Raw genomic sequence first — 18,384 nt, forward strand, 5'->3', positions numbered from 1 at the left:
AAGCTACCTAATAAGCGACCGTTTATCTTTTCAATGATCGGTGGGGCTGTCTCAGGTATTTATTTAATGGTGTCAGGTGCAACGGGTTATACAATGGGTGGACTAGGAATTTTTGGTGTCGTCAATTATATTACTGGTTCGGATGCTAGTGGAATGTATCATGCATTTATTGGTATAGCTATTGCTTCTGTCATTGGGTTTTTATTGACCTTTTTCTTTTGGAAAGAAGATATGGTAGAAGAAGTAACAGAAAAAAGGAATATTGATTTATCCAGAAAAAGGAGAAGTTCGAGCACCTTTTGATGGGACAGTCATGTCGTTGTTCCCTACGAAACATGCGATTGGACTGGTTTCAAACAATGGACTAGAATTGCTCATCCATATAGGGTTAGATACCGTACAGTTAGATGGCAACTATTTTAAAGAATACGTGAAACAAGGGGACAAAGTAGCGCAAGGGGAGTTGTTACTTACATTCGATATTGAAGCCATTGAAAGTGCGGGTTTTAGTGTTGAAACTCCTGTGATTATCACAAATTCTGCTGATTATTTAACAATTTTACAAAAACAAGGAATCGCAGCAGTTAACTCTGGTGATGAATTGATCACTGCAATGACGTAAGATTTACTTAGTCATTGAGTGATGGAGGGAACACCCAGTTTATTTTTTGCTTAAGTATAAAACAATGAATAAACTGGGTGAAAATAAATGATATCAAAACTTGCTAAGGATAAGGCGGTTCTTCCATAATTGAGGAGCTTACCGAACGCGTATCCACTTTCTGTCCAATTTGGATCAGATGATTCAGATTTTTCTGGTAATCTTCTGCGAAAACACAGCTATATAAAACATCTAGTAAGTAGCAAATCGACGTATTTATAGTAAAGCTACTAATTTTAGAATACAAACGTTCTCTGGTTGTAATGCGTAAAACGGTTGTACTTAAAGAAGCCAGCGTAGATTCACCGATACTAGTCAGCGTTAAAATAGGTACATTGATTTCTTTTAAAATTTTCGCTGTTCGAAGCATCATTTGGTTTTCACCCGTATAGGAAATTAAAATAGCACAGGTATCAGATGTACAGTTGTAGGCTTCATAATAGGATTCACCAGTAGTGGTGACAATGGTTACGTCGTATTTGATCCGTTTCATTTTTAACATAAATGCTTGTGCGATTGATGTATTTGAATGACTGGAAAAAAGAACGATTTTCTTTGCTTTTAATAAGAGTTGCTTTGCTTTTTGTAAGTCATCATGATGAAGCAAAGATAAGGTATCTTCGATGGTCATTTGTTCAAGTGAGGCGACTTTATTCGCAATTGTCATGATCCCTTCATTGGCTAAAAAAGGCAGGTTGGCATCCACTTCTTGAAAATTTCCTTCTAAATATTCCGTTTCAGCGGTAAATGCTTCTTTAAAATGGATCCAACCATTGAACCCAGTTTTTTTGGCTATACGTATCAATGTAGAGGGGTGAACATAACAAGCTTTAGCAATTTGTTGGATGGTTAATTCTTTTAGTTGATGTTTATGATTTTGAATAAAGTCAATTACAACTGTTTCAGATGGAGAAAAGGCGGTTTGTTTTAATTTCTCTTTTAAAAGCATGTCATTTTCCTTTACATTTTTTTAATTTTTTATGTAAAAAAATTGTAAGCGCTAAATGTTATTATGTCAACCAATCTTTTTTTTATACAGTTTTTTTACAGAAAAACTTCATTTTTAAGTAGATTTTGTAAATGGAAATGCAAAAAACTGAGAGGTACTTGTAGTTTTTATTTACAAAAAACATAATATAATTGTAAATAAAATAAAGGAGGAAGCGAATGAAACAAAGAGTAAAGATCGCAACAATTGGCGGTGGAAGTAGCTATACCCCTGAATTAATGGAAGGTTTTATTAAACGTTATGAAGAATTACCTATCAAAGAAATTTGGTTAGTGGACGTTGAAGAAGGAAAAGAAAAATTAAAAATTGTCAGTGAAATGTCTCAGCGCATGTGGGATGCTTCACCTTATGATGTGAAAATTTACGCAACCCTTGATCGAGAAGAAGCATTAAAAGACGCTGATTTTGTGACCACACAATTTCGTGTAGGACAATTGGATGCACGAATAAAAGACGAACGGATTCCTGCTTATTACGGTATGTTAGGACAAGAAACAAATGGGGCTGGTGGAATGTTCAAAGCTTTTCGAACCATTCCTGTCATTCTTGCCATTGTAGAAGACATGAAACGATTATGTCCGAATGCTTGGTTGATCAATTTTGCCAATCCTAGCGGTATGGTTACAGAGGCTGTGGTTCGTTATGGTAAATGGGAAAAAGTGATTGGACTATGTAATGTCCCAGTCATGGCAATGATGACCGAACCAGAAATGCTTGGCGTAGCAAAAGAAGAGTTGATCTATAAATTTGCTGGATTAAATCATTTTCATTGGCACAAGGTGGCTGATTCAACTGGAAAAGATCGAACGAATGAATTAATTGATCGCCTCTACGCTGAAAACAATGGCTTACCAAAAAATATTTTTGATATTCCATTTTTTAAAGAACAATTAAAACAAATGCAGATGATTCCTTGCGGTTATCATCGCTACTACTATCGAGAAGAAGAGATGTTGAACCATGCTTTGGAAGAATATCAAACGATTGGTACAAGAGCGCAACAAGTAAAAGAAACAGAAGCAGAGCTATTTGAATTATATAAAGATCCTCAATTAGACCACAAACCAGAACAATTACAAAAACGTGGTGGGGCTTATTATTCTGACGCTGCTTGTGAGACGATTGCGTCTATCTATGCCAACAAGGAAACGCAAATTGTGGTCTCAACTAAAAATGAAGGCGCTGTCCCTGATCTTCCAGCAGATTGTGTAGTAGAAGTGACTGCCTATGTTGGTGCACAAGGGGCTCGTAATGTTGCTTTTGGTTCATTACCACCAGCTGAACGTGGCTGGCTACAAGTCATGAAAAATATGGAATTATTAACCATTGAAGCAGCAGTAACAGGTGACTATGGCACAGCGCTTCAAGCATTTACGATCAATCCTTTGATTCGTTCGGGTGAGACAGCAAAACGAATCATGGATGAACTCTTTATTGCACATGAAGCTTATTTACCACAATTCAGTGAGACGATTCAACATTTGAAAGAAGAAGGAATAGAAGTGCAAGATGAAATAGCAAAAAACTTATCAAAAATGGTCGTGGAGGAAATATAATGGCATTTAGAAAAGATTTTTTATGGGGTGGCGCAACAGCTGCCAATCAATGTGAAGGAGGCTATGATGAAGGCGGACGTGGTCTAGCAAATGTGGACGTTGTTCCTATTGGTAAAGACCGTTTTCCTGTGATTGCTGGAAAACAAAAAATGTTTACATTTGATGAAGAACATTTTTATCCAGCAAAAATAGCCATCGATATGTATCATCGCTACCAAGAAGACATTGCGTTTTTTGCTGAAATGGGCTTTAAAACTTATCGTTTATCCATTGCTTGGAGTCGTATTTTTCCTAAGGGAGATGAAAAAGAACCAAATGAAGAAGGTTTGGCGTTTTATGAAAATGTCTTTAAAGAATGCCAAAAATATGGGATTGAACCTTTAGTAACGATCACACATTTTGATTGTCCCATGCATTTGATCAAAGAATATGGGGCTTGGCGTTCACGAAAATTGATTGGTTTTTACGAAAATCTTTGTCGGGTTATATTTAACCGTTATAAAGGATTGGTGAAGTATTGGTTGACGTTTAACGAAATCAATATGATTCTTCACGCCCCATTTATGGGAGCTGGATTGTATTTTGAAGAAGGCGAAAATGTGGAACAAATCAAATATCAAGCCGCCCATCATGAATTAGTTGCTAGTGCGATTGCTACTAAAATTGCACATGAAGTAGACCCAGAAAATAAAGTTGGCTGTATGTTAGCAGCTGGAGCAAATTATCCTTACAGCTGCAAACCAGAAGATGTTTGGGATTCAAGAAAAGCAGATCGAGAAAACTATTTCTTTATTGATGTACAGTCAAGAGGCAAATATCCAGCTTATGCGCTAAAAGAAATGGCTCGTAAAGGCATCAAACTTGAAATGGAACCATCTGACTTAGAAATGTTAAAAGAACATACTGTCGATTTTATTTCATTTTCTTATTACTCTTCTCGTGTCTCTACGACCGATCCAGAGCTTTTAGAACAAACAGCAGGAAATATTTTTGCTTCTGTTAAAAATCCCTATCTGACAGAAAGTGAATGGGGATGGCAAATCGATCCTCTAGGGTTACGTACAACGATGAATGATCTCTATGATCGTTATCAAAAGCCATTGTTTATTGTAGAAAATGGTCTAGGAGCCGTGGATACACCAGATGAAAATGGCTATGTAGAAGATGATTATCGTATTGACTATTTAGCACAACACATTCAAGCAATGAAAGATGCTGTGGAATTAGATGGGGTTGATCTTTTGGGGTATACGACATGGGGCTGTATTGATTTAGTTTCTGCTGGAACAGGCGAAATGAAGAAACGCTATGGGTTTATCTACGTCGATCGTGACAATGAAGGAAATGGAACATTGGCCCGTTCGAAGAAAAAATCATTTGATTGGTATAAGAAGGTCATTGCGACAAATGGAGAAGATTTAAGCAGCGAGTAGTCATTTCAATAAAAAGTCTATTGTTTTTAAACTGATTTTTCGAGTATAATAAATCTATTCGAAAAGAGTAAGCAGAACAATAGACTTTTTTTTCTATTGGCTGTAAAGTAAGCTTACTTGATTTTAAAATGGAGGAATGTACATATGTATGACGTTATTGTAATCGGTGCAGGACCTGCTGGAATGACCGCTGCATTATATGCTTCACGATCCAATTTATCGGTCGCAATGATTGAGCAAGGGGCGCCAGGCGGGCAAATGAATAACACGGCAGAAGTAGAAAATTATCCAGGTTTTGATTCAATCATGGGACCTGATTTGGCTTACAAAATGTATGAAGGTGTTTCAAAATTTGGTACGGAAAATGTTTACGGAATCGTTCAAGATATCAAAGACCATGGTAGCTATAAAGAAGTCATCTGTGAAGACAAATCTTATGAAGCCAAAACCGTGATTATCGCTACGGGCTGTATTCATCGTAAATTAGGCGTTCCGGGAGAAGAAGAATATGCAGGACGTGGTGTTTCTTATTGTGCAGTATGTGACGGTGCATTTTTTAGAAACAAACGATTGGTTGTCATCGGTGGCGGAGACTCTGCAGTAGAAGAAGCCATTTATCTGACGCAATTTGCTTCAGAAGTGGTGATTGTGCACCGAAGAGACGAATTACGTGCACAAAAGATTATTCAAGATCGTGCGTTTGCCAATGAAAAAATTTCCTTTGTTTGGGACACGGTAACGGATGAAATCATAGGAAATGACATGGTTGTGACGGGAGTTAAAGCGCACAATGTCAAAACAAATGAAGCTGTTGAATTGGCTGCAGATGGTGTCTTTATTTATGTTGGCTTAGATCCTTTGACTGAACCATTTAAAAAATCTGGTTTAACAAATGCTGCAGGCTGGATTCCAACAGATCAAGAGATGCGGACCAATATGCCTGGCGTTTTTGCAATCGGTGACGTTCGTGAAAAAGATTTGCGCCAAATCACTACAGCAGTGGGCGACGGCGGAATCGCCGGTCAACAAGTCTACAAATATTTGGAAGCATTAGAAGAAACTACCAATAAATAAAAAATGCTAAAACTGTTCCTCTAAAAAGAGGGGCAGTTTTTTTCTTAACTTTTGTAACATAGAAAAGAATAAATAGAGCAGAAAAAAACAGAATTTAAAATATCTATTTAAAGAAAAAAAAGTTCTGTAATCAGTTAGATAGAGGATAAACTAAACATAGTCAATAAGTGGAGGAATGAAGATTGAAACGTGATTGAATAAAGAAAAAATACTTAGAAAGAAATTAAAAAAATTAGAGAAAGTAGGAATAAGGATGAATGAAAAGCATATATTGATTTATGGATTAGATGATGAAAGATCAGATTATTATAATAATTTGATAGGTGAAAACCAGAAATCTAAATATATTCCCCTATTTATTGAAGACTATAACAATAAACTTGCTTCAATATTACTCCAAGAGTGGGGAAAAAAAAGAAACAGATACACAGTTCAGCCATCAGCTTGGGACTCAGAAAAAAGCTTTTCAAAGTTTATAAAAGAAATTTCTCGTAGTACGGAAATTATAAAAAAATATCCGTTTTGGGAAATGTATTTATTTACTTTCCAAAGTCAGCATTTTCTGAGCACATTGGAAATAATCTATAATCGTCCATTAAAAATGTTTCAAAAAAAGGATTGTCATGATGTCCATATAGATATAGATTCGCATGTAGAAGTAGGACGTAGAATCGGATTTGAGATGGCGCAGATACATGATGATCTGATCGTTCATTTTGTTTTGGATAATATAGACTTTAAAGAGGTTTTATCTAAGAATATGGATGGATATGATTATACATCAAAGGAACTTCGTTATGTTTACCGTAATTGGGAAAAATTGAAAGAAAAAATCATTTTTATAGAAAATAATGAAAGAGTCATAGCTCCATGGGAAAAAGACCCTGAATTATGGAAGAACTATCAACCAAAGAAAAAACAAGAATTAAGTAATTTGGAACCCGAGAAAAAGCAAACAGAACTGAGTGATCTGGAACATGAGAAAAAGAATCAAGAACTAAATGGTGCAGAACCAGAAAAAAAGGATCATAAACGAAGTGAATTAGAACAAAAGAAAAAAATGCAAGATTTGAACAACCCACAGCTAGAGAAAAATGCTCATTTTGAAATTACAAAAACAAGCCAAACAATAAATGATGAGCAAACAAAAAATAAACACTCACTTATTAAAAGAATGGGAAATGGAATTTGGAAGCGAATAAAGAATGTTTTTTCTCATTCAAATAAAAAATCAGTTGATTTACATAAAAACTTACCCAATATAGAAAATGGAAAAACATCGACAGTTGTTGCTCTTTCTTATCATCAATACCCGTTACCACAAACAAGTCGATTCTCTGAAAGTAAATTAAAGCATGATATAAAGTTGTCACAGATCACATCTAAGGGTTTAAATGAAAGTAAGACAAGAAACGAAAAAGCAACGCATTCACTGATGATTAGGTAAAGAGAATGATGTGTTTCAATTTTGAGAAGAAGTATCAAATACAGCGAGACATTCTTATACCTTTTAGAAGTTGGTATAGATAGAATAAGCAAAAAGACAAGTACCAGATTCAATCAAAAAAACACGGCTAGATCACTCTGGTATTTATCAAGGAGTCAAATAAATAAGTAGAATCATTGAAAAAGAATATCATAAAGGCTCTTCCTTTGATTCTTTTGAAAATTTATCAAAGCTTTCAAAAGAATGGACTAAATATGTTTTGGGAGAGTATAGAGATTGGGAGTTATGGAACGATTATTTTGAGCTTACACAAAAAAATTCAAAAAATGAATTAAAAATAATTTATAAAGAATGAATTGGACAGAAAAGCGAATTTTCAGCAGGTGATTTTTTAAAGATTATGTTAGTAAGTGAATGGAAAAGACAATCATTGGCATCTGTTTTTTTCTTGTTCTCCCTTCTGGCTTTTCTATCTAAAAAGAGAATGCTATACTTAAAACGAAACATATTTTAGAAAGAGGTGTTCGCTTCATGTCTTGGGAACAAGTATACCAACAATGGGCAAATGAAGAAAATTTAGAAGAAAATTTAAAAAAACAATTAACTGATCTAAGCCAAGATCCTGAAAAATTGGAAGATGCTTTTTATGCGCCTTTAGAATTTGGAACAGCTGGCATGCGTGGCATCTTAGGACCTGGGATTAACCGTATGAACATTTACACGGTTAGACAAGCAACAGAAGGGCTTGCTCGTTTTATGGATACGCAAGGAGAAGAAACGAAGCATCGTGGGGTCGCAATTGCTTATGATTCACGTCATCAATCCCCTGAATTTGCGATGGAGGCAGCCAAAACATTAGCGAAACACAACATTCCTTCTTTTGTATTTGAAAGTCTACGTCCCACACCAGAACTCTCTTTTGCCGTTCGCCATTTGCATGCGTTTGCGGGAATCATGGTCACAGCTTCTCATAATCCAGCGGCTTACAATGGCTATAAAGTATATGGCGAAGATGGTGGACAAATGCCACCAGCCGATGCAGATGCGTTAACAAAATATGTACGAGAAGTAAGTAATCCCTTAAAGGTCGAAGTATTATCTGATAAAGAAGTCGAATCTAGTGGTTTGATCAACATTATCGGTGAAGAAGTGGATACAGCCTACTTAGAAGAAATCAAGGCAGTCACAATTGACCAAGAATTGGTTCAAACGATGGGGAAAGATTTAAAATTGGTGTACACCCCATTACATGGTACAGGAAAAATGCTTGGAGAAAGAGCCTTGCAACAAGCTGGTTTTGAACAATTTGTTTTAGTGCCAGAACAAGCAATAGCTGATCCTGATTTTACAACCGTCAAATCACCAAATCCAGAAGAACACTCTGCTTTTGAATATGCCATTCGCCTAGGTGAAAAAGAAGGCGCTGATTTACTGATAGCAACTGACCCAGATGCGGATCGCTTAGGGGCGGCAGTCAGACAACCAGATGGATCTTATAAAGTATTAACAGGTAACCAAATCGGTGCACTATTTATTCAATATATTTTAGAAGCACATCAGTCACGTGGTACGTTACCTGAACATGCAGCTGTTCTTAAATCCATCGTATCAAGTGAACTTCCTACAGCAATTGCTGAAAGCTACGGCGCAACGATGTTCGATGTGTTAACAGGGTTCAAATTTATCGCTGAAAAAATTCAACAATTTGAAGAGGACCATTCGCATACATTCATGTTTGGTTTTGAAGAAAGTTATGGCTATTTAGTGAAACCTTTTGTTCGTGATAAAGATGCCATTCAAGCACTCTTATTATTAGCAGAAGTGGCTGCTTTTTATAAGAAACAAGGTAAAACACTTTATGATGGATTACAAACAATTTTTGAAAAATACGGTTATTTTGCAGAGAAAACAATTTCTGTCACGATGAGTGGGCAAGAAGGATCTGCTAAAATTGCTACTTTAATGAAGAAATTCCGTGATCAAGCACCAACTGAATTTGCTGGAGCGAAAGTTCTTCAAACAGAAGACTTCAAAGAATTAACGAAAACTGATTCGACAGGAAAAGTGGAAAAATTAACAACTCCACCATCTGATGTATTGAAATATGTTTTGGAAGAAAACGGATGGATTGCTATTCGTCCTTCAGGAACCGAGCCAAAAATCAAATTCTATATAGGTGTCAAAGGTAGTTCTGCAAAAGAGGCAGAAGAGAAAATTCATACCTATGAAGCAATTATTCAATCAATGACAGAAGAATAAAAAAACTTGAGACTGATGGAAAAAGTGGTAAACTTTAGACATCAGTCTTTTTGATGGAGGGGAAGCGGTTGTCAGACACACAAAAAAACGAAGTAGAAAAAGTCAGTCAATTATTTAAAGTGCTAAGTGATCCTACGCGGTTGAAAATATTGATCTATTTAAAAGACGGCGAGCAAAATGTCACAGCAATCAGTCAAGCCGTCAAAATGGAACAATCAGCGGTTTCTCATCAGTTACGTTTGTTAAGAGAAAATCACATTGTTAAATCACATCGTGAAGGAAAAGCAATCTTATATAGCTTAGATGATTTTCATGTATTAGATATTTTGGAACAAACATTGAAACATGTGGAGCATCAATGAAAAGAAGGTTGTGAAAAGGCTGGTCTGCACTAAGCAATAAGAATGAACAGAGAAAATAGTTTCTTATATTTTTCTCTGTTTGAAATTATTGTCTTGGATGTAAGCGTTTTTAAATCGCTTAGTTAGAAAGTTTTGAGATAGATTTATTTGTCAGACACTTTTTATTTGTTGTATCTATTTTATTCGTGCAACTTTTTCAATCTATTTCAAAGCCACACTTACCCTTGTGATTGCAGACTAGATATTCAACAAAAAATGATGTTTAGTAGAAGAGGAGTTCATGTCTTCAAGTTCTGAATCACCAAATGTTATAGTGATAAAAGAAGAGGTGTTCAAGATGTGTGAAACCCAAAAAGAATGGGCTCGCTGGAAATATTTTGTTATGGCACGTTCTCAAAAAAAATATCTAGCCTTGCGTCAGCTTTTTTCTGGAAATCAATGGTCAGAAGAAAAAAAAGCTACATTTTATCAGCAGCTAGATAGTGTGAAAAAAATGCCGGTTGACTTAAAAGCTAAGCAAAATACCTATGAACATGTCTGGGGTTACTTTAAAAAAGTAGCCACACCAGTAGAAAAACAACAATTTTTTACTTTACTAGAGCAGTTAACAAAAGAGCAAGATGAAGCCCTTCCATACTTATACGAATTAGCAAAAAAGTATCAACAATCTTATCTTTTAGACTCTCATTTATTCGATGAGTGCAAATCATTTCCGAATTTTAGTTAGAGCTTTTATAATAAGTGCGAGATGGAGGGAAAAATGAATGGAAACACGTGCAATAGTTATAGAAGAATATGGTCATGCGGATCAACTAAAAGAAAGCCAAGTTAGTTTACCTGAATTAGGGGATCATCAAGTCTTGGTGAAAGTAAAAGCAACATCAGTCAACCCGATTGATTGGAAATTACGTGAAGGGTATTTAGCGCAAATGATGCCTTGGGAATTTCCAATTATTTTAGGATGGGATGTGGCAGGTGAAATTGTAGCTGTAGGAGAAAAAGTGCAAGATTGGCAAGTCGGTCAAGCTATCTTTGCTCGACCAGAAACAACACGTTTTGGTACCTATGCAGACTATACGATCGTAGATGATCATTTATTAGCCAAAAAACCAGAAACGGTTTCTTTTGAAGAGGCAGCAGCAGTGCCATTAGCAGGATTGACTGCTTATCAAGCACTATTTACTCACGGCAAACTAAAAGCGGGTGAAAAAGTCTTAATCCATGCGGGGGCTGGCGGTGTAGGTATCTACGCCATTCAATTAGCAAAAAACGCTGGAGCATTCGTTATTACTACTGCTAGTGAGAAAAATCATGCCTTATTAAAAGAACTTGGAGCGTACCAAGTGATTGATTATCATACAACTGATTTTTCAGAAGTATTAGAAAATATTGATCTAGTTTTTGATACGATGGGCGGCGACGTGCAAAAAGCGAGTTTTAAAGTGTTAAATGAAGAGGGACGATTGATCTCAATCGTTGATCAGCCAGATGAGGAATTAGCTAAACACGTTGCTGTAGCAAAAAGTATCTGGCTTCAACCAGATGGCAAACAATTACAAGAGATTGCGGATTTAATGGCGGAAGGAAAAGTAAAAAGCATCATTGGACATACGTACCCTCTTACAGCAGAAGGTGTAAAAAAAGCCCATGAATTAAGTGCGACCCACCATGCCCAAGGGAAAATCGTTTTAGTAAATGAATAATCTATCCTAAATAAATATTGCTAGAACAGAAAAATATGTGGACGCTGTCGGTTTTAAATTTTTGTGAGCGAATGATGGCCTGTTTACTTCTGTTTATTGTGCTCTATTAGGTAAAAAAACTGATCCGCTAAAACAGCTGGATCAGTTTTTTTACTATTTTTCCCCAGAAGTATCCGTTCCATAGTAACTATGGTCCTCTAACTCCAAAGCATTTAAAATCAGGGACGCTGTTTCTTCAATTGAAAGTGAGGCAACATTGATCACTATACACCCTAATTTTTCATAAAGTTCATTTGCAAAATCTAACTCGGCTCGAATTTTTTCAATATCCGAATAAGCAGTATCAGGATTTAACCCATAAGAGCGCATTCGTTCTTTACGTATATTATTTAAGATATCTGGATTATTTGTTAAACCAACAATTTTTTTAGGATCGATTTCCCATAGTTGTTTAGGGATATGCGCTTGTGGAATCAATGGTAAATTTGCTACTTTTAAGTTTTTATTTGCTAGAAATAAGCTCAAAGGGGTCTTTGAAGTTCTAGAAACCCCAAGTAATACAACATCAGCTTCTAAAAAACCACGTGGGTCTTTTCCATCATCATATTTTACAGCAAACTCCATAGCTTTAATCCGTTTAAAATAATTTTCATTCAATAAATGTAAAGCACCAGGTTGTCGGGTCGGTTTAATCCCTGTTAAACGTTCAATTTCTTCAACTGGTGGGGTTAAGACATCAAAACTAAATAAGTTATTTTTTTGGCAAAAACTTCGCGTTTGATCAATTAACTCTTGATTGATCAAAGTGTGTAGAACAAGCGCTTTTTCTTCTAAAGCATCTTGCAACGCTTGGGCTAAGGTTTCTTTGTCAGTTACAAATGTTCGTCGAAACAAATTAAATTCAACGGTAGGATATTGAGCCATGGTTGCTTGCGCTAATTTCGTAGCTGTTTCCCCAGCAGAATCCGAAATGACAAAAAAAGTAACGATTTCAGTTGATTCGAAAGTCATATTTATAAAACCTCACTTGCATTTTTTTTATCTTTAGTATACCATACTGTGGAACCCATACTTCGTAATCATTTTGATTTGGAGGGAGAACCTTGAAAAAGCAAACATTGATTGAACAATCATTAGAAACATTGAAAAATAACGGTTTTAAGTATACAAAAAAGCGTGAAGCGTTGTTGACTTATTTAATAAAAAGAAATCGATACGTCTCTGCAAAAGAAGTCTTTGATTATATGAATCAAGAATTTAAAGGAGTAAGTTACGATACGATTTATCGAAACCTTCATGATTTTTCTGAACTTGATTTATTGGAAGAAACAGACTTGAATGGTGAAATGAAATTTCGCTTTCATTGTTGTCAAGGTGAGATTGGACATCACCATCATTTCATCTGTACTGTTTGTGGAATGACAAAAGAAATCCACATGTGCCCAATGAATTACTTCGAAAATCAGTTAAATGGCTGTACGATTGAAGGGCATCGTTTCGAAATTTTTGGGCGATGTGAAAACTGTCAATCGGTTGATATTTCATAAAATAACATTTTATTATTTTAAAAAAACCAAAGATTCCCTTGACGGTCAAAACAGCATTAGATATAATAATTGTAGAACAGTCTTGTTTTTTGGATTCTAATTTCAATAACAATTACGGTTACTTTTTAAGCTCGGAGGGAGGGAATTAACATGTCAAAAACAGTCGTTCGCAAAAACGAATCACTTGACGATGCTCTTCGTCGCTTCAAACGTTCCGTGTCAAAAGCGGGTACTTTACAAGAATCTCGTAAACGTGAATTCTACGAAAAACCAAGTGTAAAACGTAAGAAAAAATCTGAAGCAGCTAGAAAACGCAAAAAATTCTAGTTCTTTGATGAATTGGAGTTGGTAGTGTGTCACTACTAAGTAGATTAAACGATGACATGAAAACAGCGATGAAAGCTAAAGATAAAGAATCTTTACAAGTGATTCGTATGATTAAGTCATCCATTCAAAACGAGCAGATTAAAGAAGGTCACGACTTGACAGAAGACGAAGAATTAACAGTGTTGTCTCGCGAAATGAAACAGCGACGTGATTCTTTGCATGAGTTTGAAGAAGCTGGACGTGACGATTTAGCTGAAAAAGTGAAAAGTGAAATAGCAATTGTTGAAAAATACATGCCAGAACAACTTTCTGAGGATGATATTCGTCAACTCGTTCAAGAAGCGATCACGCAAACTGGTGCTTCTTCTGTAAAAGAATTTGGCAAAGTCATGGGTGTGATCATGCCTAAAGTCAAAGGAAAAGCAGATGGAAACCAAGTGAATGCTATCGTGAAGGAACTATTGCAATCCTAATTTTATCATTTAAACTGTGAACAGTGATGTTCGCAGTTTTTTTGTATATTTTTGAAAAAAATGATACAAGAAAAGTAAAGAATACGGTTATTTAAAATAAATTTTCGAATGAGTTTATAAAAAACAGTTGCCTCAATGATCATTCTCTATTCTTCTTATTTATATAAAATAATTCTTTCTTGTTCACGACCGTAAATAAGTAAAAGTATTTCGACTATTTCCATTTTTATCATCGTTTCTCGAGCTATTTTCTAAATAAAAAAGAAATGAGCCAAGTAAGTATCGTCCAAACAAATTGGGGGCAGTTGTCTAAAAATCGTATTTTTTGGATGAATTGATCCGCATATAAACACTTTGCTAATAACCTTTTTTATTTGCTATATAGTTTTTTACTAATATGGTAAAATAGGATGGAATGATTTGAAGTAAAGGAGATGTCTATTTTTGACAGAAGCATCCAGTTCTTTAGAGATTAGATTAACAGCAGCTGATGATATCAGTATGCTATTAGGTTCGCATGATAAACATATAAAATTAATCGAAGAAATGACAGATACGACGATCCATACTAGAGGAGAAATGATCCAAGTGATCGGGGAAGAACCGGGGCTTTCATTAGCAAACTCAGTCATACGGACATTACAAGAATTAATAAAACGAGGTATCCATGTCAGTACACCTGATGTGGTCACTGCTTTAAAAATGGGGCAAAAAGGAACGTTGGATTACTTCGTTGAAATGTATGAAGAAGAAATTGTCAAAGACCGTAATGGTAAACCAATTCGAGTAAAAAATAGCGGACAAAAGAAATATGTAGAATCCGTTGCAAAGCATGACATCGTCTTTGGTATCGGTCCTGCAGGAACTGGTAAAACGTTTTTAGCAGTTGTATTAGCGATTGCAGCTTTGAAAAAAGGCGAAGTACAAAAAATTATTCTGACTCGGCCAGCTGTAGAAGCAGGTGAGAATTTGGGGTTTTTACCAGGAGACTTAAAAGAAAAGGTTGATCCTTATTTGCGTCCAGTCTACGATGCGCTTTATCAAATTTTTGGATTGGATCATACAAATCGATTGATGGAGCGAGGCGTTATTGAAATTGCTCCGTTAGCTTATATGCGTGGACGGACGTTAGATGATGCCTTTGTCATATTAGATGAGGCGCAAAATACAACAGTTGCTCAAATGAAAATGTTCCTAACGCGTTTAGGCTACCAATCGAAAATGATTGTGAATGGAGACACGAGTCAAATTGATTTACCAAAAGGAGTGATGAGTGGACTTATTCACGCCGAACGTACACTGAAGCAAATCAAAAAAATCGATTTTGTTAATTTTGAGGCGAGTGACGTTGTTCGTCATCCTGTTGTAGCCGAAATCATCAAAGCTTATGAAAAGGCAGATCTTCATCAAGAGTAAGGCTTAGGAGGATAAGCGAATGTTGAACAAAATTCTACAACAACTGCAAGCTAGATTAGGAAAAGCTGCACTGCCCTTCTTATTACTTTTGTTTTTTGTGATTGTATGTGGGGTAACCTTTAGCAGTGTCAAACAAAAAGCCAATGATTTTAAAGAAGGGCAAGTGGCCGAAGAAAGTATTCGAGCAAACAAAACGATTGAAAATACTGAAGAAACGGAACAAAAAAGAAAATTGGCAGCAGAGGCTGTCACGCCAGAATATACTTATCAACAAGATTTGGCTGAGGAACAAAATAGCCGAATCAAACAACTTTTTGATTTAATCAGTAAAACAAATGATTCTGTCAATAAAGCGTATAAAGAGAAAGTGGATAAGGCAAAAGAAAATGAAAATATACCCAATCCAACGATAGATGAACGAATTGCCGCATTAAAAAAGAATTTTGAAAATGCCAATGCTGAAAATGTTGCTTTTTACCAAAAGTTACCTACAAACTTCTATACAAAAATATTTGGCATGACAAATACTCAAATTACAACCGTACGAGACGAGAGCCTGAGACTGATTGGTGAACAAATGAAAAAACAGGTTCGAGAAAGTGATTTGGAAACTTTTAAACAAGAAGCAGAAGACCAGATACAGTACTTAAATGTCTCAACAGATCAACAACAGACAATTCATTATTTGGTCGATCAAGGAATTGTTGTAAATGATGTATTAAATGAAAAGAAAACAGAAGAACTAAAACAATCTGCCAGAGAAGCGGTTCAACCGGTGATGATCTATCAAGGTGAAGTCATCGTTCGTGAAGGAAATCAAATCGATGCAGATGCGATGAAAAAACTTGAATTGTTAGGCTTAACCAATCAAACGACTTCGATTTTTCCATTAGTTGCGATGGTTTTAGCCGTCCTTTTACAAATTGCTGTGCTTCTTTACAATTCTATGCAATACCATGAAGCTGGAAAACGTACCGAGTACGTACTCTTTTACGTGACAGCCATGTCAATTAGTGTACTATTAATGAAATTCTTTCAACTATTCCAAACAGAACAAGCAGCCTATATTCCACTCTTTTACCCAGCTGCCTTTGTTCCTTTAGTTTTGAATTTCTTCTTGAATCGAAGAGCTGGTATCATGGCAGCTTTATTTCAAGCTGTATCTGCCCTTTTTATTTTTTATAATTCAATTGGCACAAACTTTTTGACAGTTATCTTAATGTCTTATCTGTTCTCAGGCTTACTAGCGACAATTCTAAAACGCCAGAGAGTTTCAGAACAATGGTTTTCTGCTATGATGTGGGTAATTATTTTTCCTTTGATGATGGATATTGTCTTGATCGTTTATCAAGGAATGAGTTTCAGCAATGGAACAACTTGGCTCATGCTTATTTGTGGGTTTATGGGCGCTTTATTGTCTTATTTATTAACGATGGGGCTACATCCTTATATTGAATTAATGGTCAATGATGATAGTGTAATCGTCTTAAACGAATTGAGTAACCCAAATCATCCGCTACTAAAACAATTGTTAGAAGAAGCTCCGGGGACATATCACCATAGCATGATGGTCGCCAATTTAAGTGCCAATGCAGTAGCTGAAATCAACGGACGTTCCTTACTGACACGAGTGGCTTGTTATTATCATGATATTGGAAAGATCAAACATGCGAGCTTTTTTGTAGAAAATTTGCCTTCTGGTGCAGAAAATCCACATAACTTTTTATTACCAGAAGATAGCAAACAGATTATTTTTGGTCATGTGACGGATGGTGCTAAAATTTTAGAGGAATATGGCATGCCTCAAATGGTGATTGACATTTGTCGACAACATCATGGCACAACATTAATGAGATATTTTTATATCAAAGCAAAAGAACGAAATCCAGAAATAACGGAAGAACAATTTCGTTATCCTGGACCTAAGCCACAGACAAGAGAAGCTGGAATTGTGAACATTGCCGATAGTTGTGAAGCAGCTGTTCGTGCAATGGATCATCCAACGAGTGAAAAAATCGAAAAATTTGTACACAATCTGATCGAAGAACGCATCTCAGATGGTCAATTGGATGATAGTGGCTTGACATTAAAAGAAATACGTAAAGTCGAAAAATCATTGATTAGTGGCTTAAGCAGTACCTTCCATTCAAGGATCAAATACCCTAAAATGAAATCGGAAGCAGAAAAAATGAAACCTGAAACAGACAATTAAAAAATTGATAAAAAGCAAGAAGAAAGAAGCGATGGTTATGGACATTACATTTATGGATGAAACACAAGCCGTTTCAGCAGAAAAAATCAAAGAAATTGAGGAGCTTTTGCAATTTGCTGCTTCTCATCTAAACTTACCAGAAGAAACAGAAATGTCTGTTACTTTTATGGATAATGCAGCAATTCAAGAGATCAATCGGGTATATCGTGGAAAAGACATGCCTACAGATGTAATCAGCTTTGCCTTGGAAGAAGAAGGAGAAGACGAAATTCCAGTAATTTTTGAAGATGATGACAACCCATTACCACGTGTGCTAGGCGATATTATGATCTCTACAGAACGTGCGGCTGAACAGGCAAAAGAATATGGCCATTCCTATGATAGAGAATTGGGATTCTTAGCCGTTCACGGTTTCTTACACATCAACGGTTATGATCATATGACAGCAGAAGATGAAAAAGAAATGTTTGGGTTACAGAAAGAGATTTTAGATGCGTATGGACTTAAAAGATAAAGAGTGTGAGAAAAAAGTAGAAAAAAACAAACATTTTCTCATGTCAGTAGAATTTGCTATGCAAGGTGTCAAAACAGTATTTAACGAAGAACGGAACATGAAAAAACATGTTGGCTTTGGTTTGCTTGCCTTTTTCATGGGAATTATCTGCCAATTAAGTTTATCCGAGTGGCTATGGCTATTTTTAGCCGTCTTTTTGGTTTGGATCGTTGAAATCTTAAATACGGTTTTTGAAAATGTTGTAGATATGTTTACAGATTTTCACTTTCATCCGATCGGAAAAAAAATCAAAGATATGGCAGCAGGAGCAGTGCTCGTCACCGCTTTTTTTGCCATCATCGTAGGTCTCATTTTGTTTATTCCTAAAATATACCAAATGTTGTTTAATTAA

At 35.8% G+C, this 18,384-nt stretch carries 17 protein-coding genes and 1 pseudogene; 16 read left to right on the forward strand and 2 right to left on the reverse strand.

What is annotated here, in order from left to right; genetic code table 11:
• Positions 1–622: pseudogene (locus EVI01_RS04365) on the forward strand (glucose PTS transporter subunit IIA); the annotation flags it as partial.
• A 103-nt stretch (positions 623–725) separates the two neighbouring features.
• Here the strand turns inward: EVI01_RS04365 and EVI01_RS04370 are convergent.
• Positions 726–1,610: a MurR/RpiR family transcriptional regulator gene (locus EVI01_RS04370; protein WP_010752460.1), complete on the reverse strand. Its 885-nt coding sequence runs from the start codon at positions 1,608–1,610 to the stop codon at positions 726–728.
• Between the two features lie 218 nt (positions 1,611–1,828).
• Here EVI01_RS04370 and EVI01_RS04375 point away from each other — a divergent pair, with 218 nt between their 5' ends.
• The 8 genes from EVI01_RS04375 (at position 1,829) to EVI01_RS04410 (ending at position 11,504) form a co-directional block, all read left to right on the forward strand.
• Positions 1,829–3,226 (forward strand): 6-phospho-beta-glucosidase, encoded by a 1,398-nt coding sequence (locus EVI01_RS04375; protein ID WP_010752459.1) that lies wholly within the window; start codon positions 1,829–1,831, stop codon positions 3,224–3,226.
• Positions 3,226–4,659: a 6-phospho-beta-glucosidase gene (locus tag EVI01_RS04380; protein ID WP_010752458.1), complete on the forward strand. Its 1,434-nt coding sequence runs from the start codon at positions 3,226–3,228 to the stop codon at positions 4,657–4,659. The genes EVI01_RS04375 and EVI01_RS04380 overlap by 1 nt, the downstream gene beginning before the upstream one ends.
• A 120-nt stretch (positions 4,660–4,779) precedes the next feature.
• Positions 4,780–5,733, forward strand: a complete 954-nt coding sequence (gene trxB, locus EVI01_RS04385; RefSeq protein ID WP_257006916.1) for a thioredoxin-disulfide reductase — start codon at positions 4,780–4,782, stop codon at positions 5,731–5,733.
• A 193-nt stretch (positions 5,734–5,926) separates the two neighbouring features.
• Positions 5,927–7,180 carry a hypothetical protein gene (locus EVI01_RS04390; RefSeq protein ID WP_025480751.1) on the forward strand — a complete coding sequence of 418 codons (1,254 nt, stop codon included), beginning with the start codon at positions 5,927–5,929 and terminating at the stop codon, positions 7,178–7,180.
• 531 nt (positions 7,181–7,711) lie between these two features.
• Entirely contained in the window at positions 7,712–9,439 is a 1,728-nt protein-coding gene (locus EVI01_RS04395; protein WP_010752455.1) for a phospho-sugar mutase, read from the forward strand.
• Positions 9,440–9,507: 68 nt separating this feature from the next.
• Positions 9,508–9,801, forward strand: a complete 294-nt coding sequence (locus tag EVI01_RS04400) for an ArsR/SmtB family transcription factor (RefSeq protein WP_010752454.1) — start codon at positions 9,508–9,510, stop codon at positions 9,799–9,801.
• A gap of 337 nt (positions 9,802–10,138) precedes the next feature.
• Positions 10,139–10,528 carry a YbgA family protein gene (locus tag EVI01_RS04405; protein WP_025480750.1) on the forward strand — a complete coding sequence of 130 codons (390 nt, stop codon included), beginning with the start codon at positions 10,139–10,141 and terminating at the stop codon, positions 10,526–10,528.
• A 37-nt stretch (positions 10,529–10,565) separates the two neighbouring features.
• Positions 10,566–11,504, forward strand: a complete 939-nt coding sequence (locus EVI01_RS04410; protein ID WP_010752452.1) for an NADP-dependent oxidoreductase — start codon at positions 10,566–10,568, stop codon at positions 11,502–11,504.
• Positions 11,505–11,657: 153 nt separating this feature from the next.
• Here the strand turns inward: EVI01_RS04410 and EVI01_RS04415 are convergent, their stop codons facing one another.
• Entirely contained in the window at positions 11,658–12,515 is an 858-nt protein-coding gene (locus EVI01_RS04415) for a pyruvate, water dikinase regulatory protein (protein WP_010752451.1), read from the reverse strand.
• A gap of 92 nt (positions 12,516–12,607) precedes the next feature.
• Between EVI01_RS04415 and EVI01_RS04420 the strand changes: the two genes are divergently transcribed.
• From EVI01_RS04420 to EVI01_RS04455, 7 genes are all read left to right on the forward strand, one after another.
• Positions 12,608–13,051, forward strand: a complete 444-nt coding sequence (locus tag EVI01_RS04420; RefSeq protein ID WP_010752450.1) for a Fur family transcriptional regulator — start codon at positions 12,608–12,610, stop codon at positions 13,049–13,051.
• Positions 13,052–13,201: 150 nt separating this feature from the next.
• Entirely contained in the window at positions 13,202–13,378 is a 177-nt protein-coding gene (gene rpsU, locus EVI01_RS04430; RefSeq protein ID WP_002356740.1) for a 30S ribosomal protein S21, read from the forward strand.
• Between the two features lie 26 nt (positions 13,379–13,404).
• The gene (locus tag EVI01_RS04435) at positions 13,405–13,851 is read left to right on the forward strand and encodes a GatB/YqeY domain-containing protein (protein ID WP_010752449.1); all 447 of its coding nucleotides are present in this window, start codon (positions 13,405–13,407) and stop codon (positions 13,849–13,851) included.
• Positions 13,852–14,295: 444 nt separating this feature from the next.
• Positions 14,296–15,267 (forward strand): PhoH family protein, encoded by a 972-nt coding sequence (locus EVI01_RS04440; RefSeq protein ID WP_010752448.1) that lies wholly within the window; start codon positions 14,296–14,298, stop codon positions 15,265–15,267.
• Positions 15,268–15,286: 19 nt separating this feature from the next.
• Positions 15,287–17,479 (forward strand): HD family phosphohydrolase, encoded by a 2,193-nt coding sequence (locus EVI01_RS04445; RefSeq protein WP_010752447.1) that lies wholly within the window; start codon positions 15,287–15,289, stop codon positions 17,477–17,479.
• Between the two features lie 37 nt (positions 17,480–17,516).
• Entirely contained in the window at positions 17,517–17,993 is a 477-nt protein-coding gene (gene ybeY, locus EVI01_RS04450) for an rRNA maturation RNase YbeY (RefSeq protein WP_025480749.1), read from the forward strand.
• Positions 17,977–18,384, forward strand: a complete 408-nt coding sequence (locus EVI01_RS04455; protein ID WP_025480748.1) for a diacylglycerol kinase family protein — start codon at positions 17,977–17,979, stop codon at positions 18,382–18,384. The genes ybeY and EVI01_RS04455 overlap by 17 nt, the downstream gene beginning before the upstream one ends.

The sequence above is a fragment of the Enterococcus villorum genome (genome assembly GCF_007990225.1).
GTDB lineage: Bacteria > Bacillota > Bacilli > Lactobacillales > Enterococcaceae > Enterococcus_B > Enterococcus_B villorum.

Coding starts and splice junctions, on each gene's coding strand:
- EVI01_RS04370 (WP_010752460.1), bottom strand. CDS start 1,610: ATGCTTTTAAAAGAGAAATTAAAACAAACCGCCTTTTCTCCATCTGAA.
- EVI01_RS04375 (WP_010752459.1), top strand. CDS start 1,829: ATGAAACAAAGAGTAAAGATCGCAACAATTGGCGGTGGAAGTAGCTAT.
- EVI01_RS04380 (WP_010752458.1), top strand. CDS start 3,226: ATGGCATTTAGAAAAGATTTTTTATGGGGTGGCGCAACAGCTGCCAAT.
- EVI01_RS04395 (WP_010752455.1), top strand. CDS start 7,712: ATGTCTTGGGAACAAGTATACCAACAATGGGCAAATGAAGAAAATTTA.
- EVI01_RS04405 (WP_025480750.1), top strand. CDS start 10,139: ATGTGTGAAACCCAAAAAGAATGGGCTCGCTGGAAATATTTTGTTATG.
- EVI01_RS04410 (WP_010752452.1), top strand. CDS start 10,566: ATGGAAACACGTGCAATAGTTATAGAAGAATATGGTCATGCGGATCAA.
- EVI01_RS04415 (WP_010752451.1), bottom strand. CDS start 12,515: ATGACTTTCGAATCAACTGAAATCGTTACTTTTTTTGTCATTTCGGAT.
- rpsU (WP_002356740.1), top strand. CDS start 13,202: ATGTCAAAAACAGTCGTTCGCAAAAACGAATCACTTGACGATGCTCTT.
- EVI01_RS04445 (WP_010752447.1), top strand. CDS start 15,287: ATGTTGAACAAAATTCTACAACAACTGCAAGCTAGATTAGGAAAAGCT.
- ybeY (WP_025480749.1), top strand. CDS start 17,517: ATGGACATTACATTTATGGATGAAACACAAGCCGTTTCAGCAGAAAAA.
- EVI01_RS04455 (WP_025480748.1), top strand. CDS start 17,977: ATGGACTTAAAAGATAAAGAGTGTGAGAAAAAAGTAGAAAAAAACAAA.